Here is a 12,405-nt window from a genome sequence, read left to right on the forward strand (position 1 = left end):
ATCTTTCCCGGCATCAATCTTTCATAGACTGTTCGCGCAGCGAATCCGCCAGGAGGTTGAGGCCGAGCACGAACGACATCAACGCGATCGTCGGCGGCAGCGCCGGGTGGATGAAGGAGCGCAGCAGCCGGCTTGCATCCTTGATCGCCGTGCCCCAGTCCGGGCTTTCCGGCGCCAGTCCCAGCCCGAAATAGCCGAGCGTGCCGAGCAGGATCGTAGTGTAGCCGATGCGCAGGCAGGCGTCGACGATCAGCGGCCCGCGCGCATTGGGCAATATCTCCCACAGCATGATGTACCAGGGCGATTCACCGCGCGTCTGCGCCGCCGCAACATAGTCACGCGTTTTGATGTCCATGACCAGGCCGCGCACGATGCGGAACACGCCCGGGCTGGAGGCGAACACCACCGCCACGAAGATGTTGAGCTGGTTGGGATCGATGTGGATGATCTTGAACGGATCGGCATCGAAGACAAGGCCGGCATAGATCCAGCCGCCAAGTACCAACGTCAGGCCAAGCAGGATATAGAGGCGGTCGGGACGGTTCTTGTAGCGCGTCCAGAACAGCACACTGAAGAAGATGATCGGAAACAGGAAGAACAGCCCTGCCATCGCGTAGGGGATCGGCGTGTCCATGATGCCCGGCGTCACCAGTAGGTAGAACAGCAAGATCACCGGGAAGGCCAGCACAAGGTTTGCGAGGAAGGACAGCACCGTATCGATCCTGCCGCCATAATAGCCGGCCGGCAGGCCGAGCGTAATACCGACCATCAGCGCAAAACCGGTCGCCGCCGGCGCGATGATCAGCACGATCTGGCTGCCATAGACCATGCGGGAGAACACGTCGCGGGCGAGCTTGTCGCCGCCGAAATAGTATATAAGTTTCGACGCCGGCTCGATCGCGCCCGGCAGCGCGTCCTTCATGATCGGCACCTGGGCAAGCGGATCGAAGGGCGAGATGGTCGACGCGAAGATCGCCGTAAACAGCCAGAACAGGCAGATGCCGACGCCGACAATGCCGACGCCGCTGTCGAAAAGCTGGCCGTAAAGGCCTAGTTTCTTCTTGTAGCCGAAGCTCGCTCCCATCACCAGGGCAAGAGCGATCCAGACCGGCCAGAAGCGGGCAAGCACGCCGAGTACGACGTTGAGGGCGCTGAGATATTCGACCTGCATCCGCCCGGTCTCCTATTGAACTCTGATGCGCGGATTGAGGAACGCGTAGCCGACATCGGAGATGAGCTGTGTGATCAGGACGATAAACACCGAGACCAATGAGCAGCCGAGCAGAAGATCGATGTCGTTGTTCCCGGCGGCCTCGACCAGCGTGTAGCCGAAACCCTGGTAGCGGAACATCACCTCGACGATAACGACACCGGTGAGCAGCCAGGGAAACTGCAGCATGATGACTGTGAACGGTGCGATCAGCGCGTTGCGCAGAGCGTGCTTTATCACCACGCTGCCGAAGGAGAGGCCCTTCAGCCGAGCGGTTCGGATATATTGCTGTGTCATCACCTCCACCATCGAGGCGCGGGTCATGCGGGCGATGTAGCCGATGCCGTAGATCGCCAGCGTCATCACCGGCAAGGTGAAATTGTAGAAGGTGATGCCCTGGCTGGCCGAGGCCGCCGAACCGTTCAGCACGCCGAGCCAGGAGGCGAAGATCACGGTGAAGATGACGCCCGAAACGTATTCGGGCGTCGCCGTCGAGGCGATCGAAGCCACCGACAATGTACGGTCGGTGCGTGAGCCCTCGCGCATGCCGGCGAGAATGCCGATCAAAAGCGAGACCGGCACCATCACGGCCAGCACGCAGAGCATCAGGATGCCGGTGGCGCTGAGCGCCGGGAAGAGTTTCGAAGCGACCGTCGTCTTGAACTTCGTCGAGCAACCGAAATCGCCTTGCAGGATGCCGGAGAATGTCGGCACGACCGGATCGTTGCAGAAGGAGAAACGCTGTGCGGGCTTGCCGGTCGCCGGGTCGGTCACCGGCTGCTTTGGCATGATGCCCAGCCATTGGCCGTAGCGGACAAAGAAATTCTGCCGATAGCCATGGTTGACCAGCCAGGCCTCAAGCTGCTCGGCGGATGTGTGCATTTCGGTCTGGCTGATCGCCAGCTTCTTCAGATTGGGCCCGAGATTGACCAGGAAGAAGACGATCATCGTCAGGCACAGCATCGTCAATGCCATGGTGCCGAGACGCCTGATAACGAAAGAAAGCATGGCGGTCCCCTGCCGGTCGGGTTGGGGGTTGGAACCGGTTTGCAAGCCGCCCTGCCACCAGCGGCAGAACAAGCCTTCAGACCAGTCCCAGATGCAATACCCTTTTTATTGCAGACCCCGGCCGAAGAGTCCGCAACTTTTTGCTGCGCCGACTTCCGGTCCATGGATCATGCAAAGAGCGACGGAAAGGGGCGAGACGCCCCTTTCCGGATCGTCCGGTCAGGCCTGCTCGAGCCAGACCTTGCCATAGTCGCGCTCGAAGGTCGGGTGCATCTTGTAGTTCTGCACCGCCTTGACCGAATGGCTGTAGAGCTTGCGCCAATAAGGCTGGATGATAATGCCGGAATCCTGCAGGATCTGCTCGATATCCTTCATCATTTCCTTGCGCTTGGCGGCGTCGGCGACTGCGAGCGCAGCATTGAGCTTGGCATCCCACTCCGGATTCGACCAGGCCGTCTCGTTCCAGGCTTCACCTGTGCGATAGCCGATCGCCAGAACCTGGACGCCGAGCGGCCGCATGTTCCAGTTGGTCATCGACAGCGGATACTTCGTCCAGTCGTTCCAGAAGGTCGAACCCGGCAGCACCGTACGCTTCACCTTGATGCCGGCGTCGCGCATCTGCGCGGCGATCGCATCGCCTGTATTCTTGTGCCAGTCCTCGTCGACCGTGATCAGCTCGTGCTCGAAATCGGCCTGGCCGGCTTCCGCCATCAGCGCCTTCGCCTTGGCCGGGTCGCGAGCAATCTTCGGCAGTTCGTAGTATTCCGGATGGATCGGGGCGACATGGTGGTTTTCGGCAACCGTGCCGGCATTGCCGTAGCCGAGCTGGAGGACGACATTGTTGTCGACCGCGAGCTGCAGGGCGTTGCGAACCTTCTGGTCGCCGTAAGGCTTGTTGGTCACATTGGTGCGGCAGACGATCGTCGAGGCGGTGACGATCTCCGACTTCACCAGGTCCATGCCGTCGAGGATCGACACATAGTCGGCCGACGTCTCGAAGTTGGTGTGCACCTCGCCTGCTTCGAAGGCGCTGACCATGGCCGCCGGATCGGTGCCGTAGTCGATGAACTCGATGCCGTCGAGGAAGACGTCACCATCCCACCATTTGTTGTCTTCGCGGCGCTTGTAGACCACTTTCTGGCCGACATCGTAGGAGACCAGCTCGAACGGCCCAGTGCCGATCGGGCAGGACTTGAAGTCGCCGCCTTTTTCATCGAACGTCTTGTGGACGATGAGGCCGGGATAGTCGCACACGTTGGGAATGAGCGCGATATCCGGCTTGCTGAGCGTCAGCTTGATCGTGTGGTCGTCGACCTTGGTCACCGCGCTCTCATCCAGCTTGTCGTCCTTGACCAGCGAACCGAGGCGACCCGGCATGGAATTGCCTTCGGCCTTCTTGTCGGCCCAACGCTTGAGGTTGAAGATGACGTCGTCTGCGGTGAACGGATCGCCGTTGTTCCAGGTGACGCCTTTGCGCACATGCAGCGTGTATTCGGTAGCGTCATCATTCACGTCCCAGCTCTCCAGCAGATAGGGGCGGAATGTGTATTCGGTGGTATATTTGACCAGCGGCTCGAGCGCCTGGCGCTCGGCATTGGCGATTTCCGACCAGTCGGACTTGCGCGGATCCTTCGGATCCTTGATCCATTGCGCGACCTTCAACACGCCGCCTTTCTTGCCCTGGACCTCTTCCGCCTTGGCCGGCGTCGGGTCTGCAAGGCCAAGCATGCCATAGGCCATCGCCGTCGAGGCGCCGAAGACGCTGGCGAGAGCCAGAAATTCGCGACGATCCATCTTGCCTGCCTTGGCGTCTTCGGCCATGGCCAGGATGTGATCGGGAACGCGGTCGCCGTTACTCTTGTAGATCGTCATGACTAACTCCCATTGTTGGCTTTCTGCCTTTTAACATTCCGCATCCGCGCCATGATGTCAAAGACGGCACGGATTGGGAACATGCCAAGGAATGTGCAACTTTGAAAGCAGGCCGGTTCGCGCGATAGCGACAGTCTTGGCGCAAATTTGCTACTGCGCCAGGGATTTCGTCCGAAATCTCCACGGGCAATTAAACCGGGACATTCGCTGCTGCGCCGCTCGTTCTTCGGGCAACCAGTTGTTCTGCGCGAACGCCCGGTTTCAATATTCGCGTTCGTAGAAAACACCGCCTTTGGCTTCGCCGGCGTCGGTTGCCTCGCCACGCAGCTTGACGCCGCGCCCAACGTCGAGATCGACGGTTGCCTTGCCCGAGCCCGGCCTGTCGCCCTTCTGGATCGTCACGTAGGTGCGGTCGTTGAGATACTTGCCCGCCGAGACGGCGGTGCCGCCCTCTTCGTCGGTGATCACGTCGAGATCGTCGATGCCGATCGCGCTGCGCAGGTTCTGCAGCAGGGAGGTCGAGCCGCCGACGCCGGCCAGTTGTCCGGCAGCCTCGGCAAGCTGAGCGATCTGCAGCGGCGACAGGTTCGACATCGAACGGCCGAAGATCAGCTGCGCCAGCACCTCGTCCTCCGGGAGCGCCGGTACCGAGGAGAAGGTGAATTTCGGGTTGGTCGCCTCGCCCGACACCACGATGGTCACGGTGGCGCTGGTCGTCTTCGATTGCGCCGTGAGATTGAGGTAGGGCACCAGAGAGCCGGAAAAGCCGACCGTGCCTTCGGTGAAGGTCAGCCGCTTGGCAAGGATCGTCAGCCGCCCGCGCCGCAAGGTGAAGGTGCCGACCGCCTGGGGTGACGATGCCGGGCCGGTCAGCCGCAGCGACCCGCCGAATTCGGCGTCGACGCCCCTGCCCTGGATGAAGATCTGGCTCGGCGCATTGACCGTGACGTCGAGAATGAGGCCGCTGCCGCCGCCACCGCTGCTTGCAGCGGCCGGGCGCAACGCCTTGTCCTGCGCACGCACGGCGGCGGGCGCATTCTTGTGCTTGACGTTGAGCTCGGCCAGCGAGCCGGGCAGTTTTTCGGGTACGGTGATGACGGTCTTGGCCAGGTTGACGGTACCGGAAATCACCGGCGCGGAGGTGAGTGGTCCCTTGACGGTCAGGTCGCCGCCAAGATTGGCGGTGACCACCTTGCCGTCGGTATAGCGGCCGTCGACGAGCTTGATCGACAGATCGGCCGGAAAACCCTTAGCCGGATCGATGCCGACGGTGCCGCTGGCCGAAAGGCTGCCGCGCGTCGACAGCGTGCCGGTCAGTCGATTGATCCTTGCCACGCCGCCACCGACGGCGACATCGGCAGTGATGTCGTTGATCGCAAGCCCCGAACGCGCGTCGAGCAGGCGGGCGCCTGACGTGCGGACCGTGCCTGAGATCACCGGCGACGTTGCCGGGCCGCGTACCTGTATATCGACGTCGGCCGTGCCGCTCAAGGACAAGCCTTGCGCGGCGAGTGTCCTGGTGAGGAAGGCGAACGGCACCTTGCCGGAAAAGTTGAGATCAAGCGTGGGCGCGCCTGATGTCGTCATCGTGCCGCCGCCCTTGAGACCGAGGCCGGCGGCATCGCTCATGTTGGCGTCGAAGGTCAGTCTGTTGCCCGAATACGTACCTGAGGATGAAACGCCCATGGCGCCGAAGCCTGCACCGCGGGTCTGCGACGTCTGAACGCCTGCTGCATCGATCTTGAAGGCAACGGCCGGATTGGCCGGCGCACCCGTCACCTTCACCGTGCCCGAGATGGAACCGGCGGCATCGAGGCCCGGCGAAAAACTGTTGGCTATCGAGATCGGGACGCGGGCCAGCGTCGCGTTGAGGTCGAGCGCCTGCCCAGCTTTGCCCGTGACCGTCGCCGTGCCGCCGCCGAGGTTGAGCACCAGCCTGTCGAGGCTGGGCACTCCATTGGCGATGTTGATGGTCGAGGCCTGGGCGATAGCCGCCTTGATGCCGCGGATGGTCGCCTCGCCGGAGGCAAGTTCGACCGTCGTCGTGCCCTTGACCGCCTTGACCCGCCCACCGGCTTTCAGCGGAATATCCTTGACGGTGGCGCCACCGGAAAAACCGGTCCATTCGCCGTCGCGCTTCAGATCGACGTCGACGCCACGGATAACCGTGCCGCCGGAGGTCACGCTGTCGGCACGGATTTTTCCCGAGATCACTGGTGCCGCCAGATAGTTGGCGATCAGCGCATCGATGGTCACGGCCTTGGCCGAGACATCGCCGCGCGAGATCGAGCCCGTCATCGCCTTGACGGCGACCTGCGGCACGGCGCCCGACTTGGAGAAGGCGATCGTGCCGCGCACATCGCCATCGGCCTTTTCCAGTGCCAGGGCAGCAAGCGGACCGATATCGGGCAGGTCGAGTGCCACCGTGCCGACCGGGACGAAGGCATCGTCAAGCGCCAGGTCGCCGGAAATACGGTTCTTGCCCAGCGACAGCAAAAGCCCGTTGATGGCGCGTTTGCCGTCGGATGTCGCCAGCACGGCGCTGCCCTGCAGCGATTGCCCCGCGACGTTTCCGGTGAGTTGCACATTCGCAGCCGGGTTGGCGGCATCAGCCTTGCCTGTGGCAGTGAGCTTCAGGCCAGTGATCTCGCGCGCCACCACCGAAAGCCTGTCGCTGTTGACAGTCAGCGACAGATCCGGCGCGGTACTGGCGCCTTGCGCATTCAGCGCGAAAGAGATGGCGCCTTTGGCGTCCTTGGATACCAGCGAGACGTCGTCCAGCGCGCCTTTGACGTCGGCGCTGAGCTTGTTGTCGGCAAGGCTCGCCTGCCCGTCCGCGGTCAGCGCACCGGACGACAGCCTGACGGCGTTGGCGGTGACATTGCCGTTGGCGTCTCGCTTCAGCGCGGCACTGAGTTGTGTTCGCTCGGCGAGCACGCCACGTACCGCCGCCGGCATCGCCGCCGACGCGGCATCCGCCTTGAGATTTAGATCGATGGCGCCGTCGGCCAGCGAGACCCGCCCGTTGAAGCCGCTGTTCAACGCGTCGCTGGTCACGGTGCCGCTATCGATGATGACAGCGTCGGCGGCAAGGCTGCCGGCGAGTTTGGCAGTGACCTGGCCGGCGATCAGCGGTGCGACGGTCGGATTGTCGAGGCCGATTTTTTCGGCGGTCACGGTGCCGGCGATCGGCCCGGTCCGGGCTTTCACGTCGAAGCGATCGGAGTGCAGCGCCAGCGTGATGCCCTCGATCCTAGCTAGATTGGTGGCTGCCGATGGCAGCGTCGCGGAGATGTCGAGCTTCGGCTGCGTGCCCTGCCCGGCCGCCTTGAGCGATATCGCCTGCAGCTCGAGCTTGATCGGGCTTGCCTTGCTGCCAAGCGACAGCGGCAGGCTCGGACCGGTCGAGGCGAGGTCGAGCGAGAAATCGCTGGCGCCGTTCGGATTGATGGTGCCGGCTGCCTTGCCGGAGATTTTCTCGCCGGCAAGCGTCGCCTGCTCGATGGCCAGGCCGCTGACCGACGAGAAGCGGCCTGCCGCATCGAGATCGAGCGGCCCGAGCCCGGCCCGCCGGGTCTGGTTGGTTTCGGCGCCGCTGAGCCGTGCATTAAAACGGATGTCGGGGGCAGCCGACGATCCCGTGACCTGCGCGGTGCCGCTGAGCGCGCCCACGGCATCGAGACCCGGTGAGAAATCATTGGCAAGCGCTGCCGGCACCGCCGACAAGGTGGCAGCGAGATCGAGCGTCTGGCCAGCCGTACCCGACACGGCAACCGAACCGCCGCCGACACCGAGCGCCAGGTTCTCTATGCTCACGATGCCATTGGCGATTGTCAGCGCCGACGGCTGTGCGATCGCTGCCTTGATGCCGCGGATGATTGCCTCGCCCGAGGCAAGCTCGATGCTGGTGATGCCGTTCGCGATCCTGACCCGCCCGGCCGCGCTGGCCGGAATGCCGGCGACCGTGGCGGCGCCGCTAAAGCCGGTCCAGTCGCCGTCGCGCTTCAAGTCGACATCGATGCCGCTGATCACCGTGGTTCCCGAGGTGATCCTGTCGGCCTTGACCTTGCCGGCGATCGCCGGGGCTTTGAGATAATTGGCGACCAGCGCGTTGACGGCGATTGTCTTGGCCGCCAGTTCGCCGCGCGAAATCGCGGTGCTCGTCGCATCGATCGCGACCGTCGGTGCTCCATTGTCGTTGGCGAAGCGGATCGTGCCACGCACGTCGCCGGCTAGCATTTGGCCGGCAAGTCTGGCCAGCGGGGCAATATCGGCGGCATCGAGGGCCAACGTGCCGAGCGGCAGCAGGTTGTCGTCGAGCCCGAGGTCGCCGGAGACCTTGTTGTCGGCCAGCGAGACGGCAAGTCCATTGATGGAGCGCTTGCCGTCGGTTGTGACCAGCGATGCCTTGAGGTCGAGCGGCTGGTCGTCGACCGAGCCGGTCAGCGAGACATCGGCGGCGGGACTGGCGATATCGGCCTTGCCGCGCGCGCTCAGCTTGATCTGCTTTACCGCATGGCCGGACGCCGTCAGGCTGTCGCTGCTGGCCGAAACCGAGAAGTCCGGCGCGGTGCGCGCACCGCTTGCGGTCAGCGCGAAATCGACTGCGCCGCCGACCTTCGCGCCAACCAGCGGCGACAGCACCGACACGTCGCCGACCGTTCCTTTGATATCGGCTCGGATATCGGTGCCCTGCGCGCTGGCGGTGCCGCTGGCGTTGAGCGTGCCAGAGGTGAGCTGCAATGCATTGGCGGCAAACGCACCGTCCGGGTCGCGGGTCGCGGTCGCGGAAAACTGCACGCGCTGGCCGAGAACCGAGCTGATCTGCGGCGGCAGCGCCGTCGAAGCCGCGTCGGCATTCATCTTGAGCGTCATCGACAGATCGGCCAGCACCACGGTGGCCGTTACGGACGCATTGAGCGCGTCGCTGCGCAGCGTGCCTTGGTCGACGATAATCTGTTCCTTGCTGACGGAGCCGGCGAGACCGGCGCTGACCCTGCCCGTTATCAGCGGCGCCAACGTCGCAACGTCGGTGTTCAGGCCGGCCGCCGTCAGCTTGATGGTGACAGGTCCGCTACGGTTCTGGATGTCGAAACCATCGGAATGCACTTGCCCGATCAGGTCGTCCACCCGCGTGCCGCCCGCCACCACCGAGACCAGTGACGCGCCGATATCGACCGTCGGCGCCTTGCCATCGCCGAAAGCGCGGGCCGTGGCGTCCTTGATCGCCACGGTTATCGGCTGCGCCTCGCTGCCGAGACTAAGCACGATCGGCGGCCCCTTTGCGGCGAGCTTAACGGAAAGATCGCTGGCACTGTTCGGATCGACAGTGCCGGCGGCCGTCGCGTGCACGGCATCGCTGTCGATATTGGCGCGCTCCACGTCGACGCCGCCGGCCGCGGTCGCTGTGCCGGCGAGGTCGAAGCTGGTCTTGCCGGCAAACAGCGGCTTCAGATTTTCGGGCAGGAAGCGCTCGAATTCGCCGTCACCGTTGGCCTCGACATAATGACCCTTGTCCGTGAGTTGATGACGGCCGGTGAGTTGAGTGACGATCCGGCGATCGACGACAAAGGTCCCGATGCCATTCCAGTTGGCGAGTGGTCCGGTGCCGGAAACGACAATCTCGACTGGCGGCGCGCCCGGCAGCTTGAGCAGGTTGGCGATGATGCCGCCGGCCGGCTCGGATGCCCTCAAGTCGAGGTCGAGCTTGTTGTCGGCCGGCGCGAATTGGGCTTTGGCGTCGACCGTGCCTTGCTTGCCGTCATGGCGAACGATGTTGAGATTGGTCTCGATCGCCAACGGCGAGGCATCCGCCTTGAGCGCTCCCTTGGCTGCGAGCTCGGCAACACCGCTGCCGGCCAGAGCCTGCCCGAGTGCGATTTCGGGAAGGTCGAGCTGCTTGACGTCGATGGAAACCGGCAGCGTGGTCGCCCCGCTTTGGCGCGGCTGTGTATTGGCCACCGGCAGCCTTGCCAGCTCGATACGCTCGGCCCCAATGCGATCGGCGCTGAAGCTCTTCGACAGAAGTGCCAGCGGCGACCAATCGACGGCCACCTTGCGCGCCACCATCCAGGCGCCTTCGCGATCCTCCAGAACGACATGATCGACCCTCAGCGCGCCCGACCAGATACCGTCGATGCCGACGACAGTGACCTTGCGATCACCGGTCGAGGCCATGGTCGAGATGATGCCGGCAAGGTTTTCGCGGCCGCGCTCGGTTTTGGTCAGCACGACGAGCGCCCCCACCGCCGCTGCCACAACGATGAGCAGCGTGTAGAAAAGGATACGAAGGATGCGCCTGAATATTGCCATCAGAATGCCTGGCCGATGCCGGCATAAATGCCGAAATGAGGATCGTCGGGGCCGCGGTTGAGCGGCACTGCCGCGTCGATGCGCAGCGGCCCGAACGCCGTCAGATAGCGCAAGCCTACACCCGCGCCGACCTTCATGTCCGAAAAATCGGGGACCTGCCTGGTCGACACCGTGCCGGCATCGACGAACGGCACGACGCCGATCTTGTCGGTGACGGCGATGCGCATCTCGACCGAGGTCTCGAAGAAGGAAAGCCCGCCGATCGGCTCTCCGTTGCTGTCCTTCGGGCCGATGCCTTGATAGGCATAGCCGCGCACCGAACCGCCGCCGCCGGAGTAGAAGCGGCGGTCGGCCGGAACATCTTGAAGACTGGCGCCGATGATCGAGCCGATGGCGGCACGTTCGGCGAAAACGAATTTCGAGGCCGAATCGAGCGACTGGTAGGCCGACCCCTCGCCCTTCAGCTTGACGAAGGCAGCCCCGCTCAAAATGTCGTAGCTCGGCTCGGCATAGGCCAGCACCCTGAAGCCCCGGGTCGGATTGAGCTTGCTGTCGCGATTGTCGTAGACATATTGCAGTGGAATGCTGGCGATCAGATAGGTGTGCTTGCCGAAAGCGTCGTGGATCCTCGAATAATCAAGCGCGACTTGCGCGGAAACCGTCTGCTTCTTGTCCAGTTCGTAGGATAGGCCGGTACTGCCCTTGACCGAGAAATGGTCATAGGCGTCGGGGTGCTCCAGCACAGCATTGACGCTGGCAATGAATTTCGACGCCGGCCCGACCACGCCCGGCTTTTCGAACATGACGCCGGCATTGTAATTGAGCTGGGTCAAGTCGTTGCTGCCGATGCCGCTGATCTTGCCGTCGATGCGCAGCTTTTCGGCGCGGCCAAACAGATTGCGATGCCCCCAATAGCCTTCGAGGCCCAGCCCTTCGGTGTTTGAGAAGCTGCCGCCAATGCCGAAATAGCGCGGCTTGCGTTCGCTGACCTGGACACCGATCGGGACATTGCCCTCGGCGTCGAGGGCGTCGGCTTCCTTCACCGTCACGCTGTTGAAGACCTCGAGGCCGAGCAGCCGGTCGCGTGCATCGTCGATCTCATCGGGCGAATACTGGCGGCCACGCTTCAGACCGGTCATATATTCGGTGAAGTCGCGGTCGACCTTTTCGGTACCCTCGACAGTGGTGTCGCCATAGCCGGCGACCGGGCCGGCCGCGACGGTGAGCGTCACGTCGAGCGTCGAACCGGTGTGCTCGGCGACGATCTCGCGGCCCGTCACCTTGGCCAGCGGCCTGCCTTCTTGCTTGAGTGCCCGCACGATCGCCGCCTCGGCCTTGAGCACGGCGCCCGAACTGGCGTCACCGCCGGCGATCAGACCGAAATCGGCACTTGCCAGCCCCGCTGCATCGCCTTTCAGTCTGATGTTGCCAAGCGTGAATTTCGGCCCGGCCGCTATGCTTATCACCACCGGAATCGGCTGCGGGCCGGAAAACTCGGCATCGGGCGGCAGATCGTCGAGCGGCTTGCCCTGAATAGTGATGGTGACGACCCCCTCGTAGCGGGCGTCCGCGTAGAGCGCGGCGACAAGTTGCTCACGGTCGCTGCGCGCCTTGGCCAAAAGACCCAGCGAACCTGATACCGGGTGTTCCTCGTCGGCTTTCAGCGCCGAGGCGTTTTCGAGCTTCTCGGCGAGATCCTTGTCGGCGTCGGGCGTCTCGATCGTCACGGCATAACGCAGCGGGTCAACGATGTCGGCATCTTCGTCCTTCGACGATCCCCATAGCTTGATGCCGAAAATCTCGAAGGCTGCCGCATTTCCGGTCTCGACAATAAGTGCCGCCGAGCACAGCAAGGCGAAAAGCAGGGCGCGCGAAAGCGCGCGCCGTGGCGCGGTTCCTCCCGACATCTGCCTTTCATACGCCGGCATTACGCTCCTAGCCTAGCTCGCAAACCTAAAATTGGAATGAAGTTCTGAAGCACTCGTAAAGGGGCCACAATCCAA

The 12,405-nt window shown here is 63.4% G+C and carries 5 protein-coding genes; all 5 read right to left on the minus strand.

The annotated features are described in order from the left end of the window. Positions 1-13: 13 nt before the first annotated feature. Positions 14-1,171, minus strand: a complete 1,158-nt coding sequence (locus NKJ72_RS00815; protein ID WP_352475425.1) for an ABC transporter permease — start codon at positions 1,169-1,171, stop codon at positions 14-16. A 12-nt stretch (positions 1,172-1,183) separates the two neighbouring features. After that, the gene (locus tag NKJ72_RS00820; protein ID WP_352475426.1) at positions 1,184-2,218 is read right to left on the minus strand and encodes an ABC transporter permease; all 1,035 of its coding nucleotides are present in this window, start codon (positions 2,216-2,218) and stop codon (positions 1,184-1,186) included. 219 nt (positions 2,219-2,437) lie between these two features. Next, positions 2,438-4,090 (minus strand): ABC transporter substrate-binding protein, encoded by a 1,653-nt coding sequence (locus NKJ72_RS00825; RefSeq protein ID WP_352475427.1) that lies wholly within the window; start codon positions 4,088-4,090, stop codon positions 2,438-2,440. A 261-nt stretch (positions 4,091-4,351) separates the two neighbouring features. Then, complete coding sequence (locus NKJ72_RS00830; protein ID WP_352475428.1) at positions 4,352-10,402, minus strand: translocation/assembly module TamB domain-containing protein; 6,051 nt, start codon at positions 10,400-10,402, stop codon at positions 4,352-4,354. Then, positions 10,402-12,330 carry an autotransporter assembly complex protein TamA gene (locus tag NKJ72_RS00835; protein ID WP_352475429.1) on the minus strand — a complete coding sequence of 643 codons (1,929 nt, stop codon included), beginning with the start codon at positions 12,328-12,330 and terminating at the stop codon, positions 10,402-10,404. The genes NKJ72_RS00830 and NKJ72_RS00835 overlap by 1 nt, the downstream gene beginning before the upstream one ends. Positions 12,331-12,405 lie beyond the last annotated feature (75 nt).

Source organism: Mesorhizobium sp. M0045 (assembly GCF_040323385.1).
GTDB lineage: Bacteria > Pseudomonadota > Alphaproteobacteria > Rhizobiales > Rhizobiaceae > Mesorhizobium.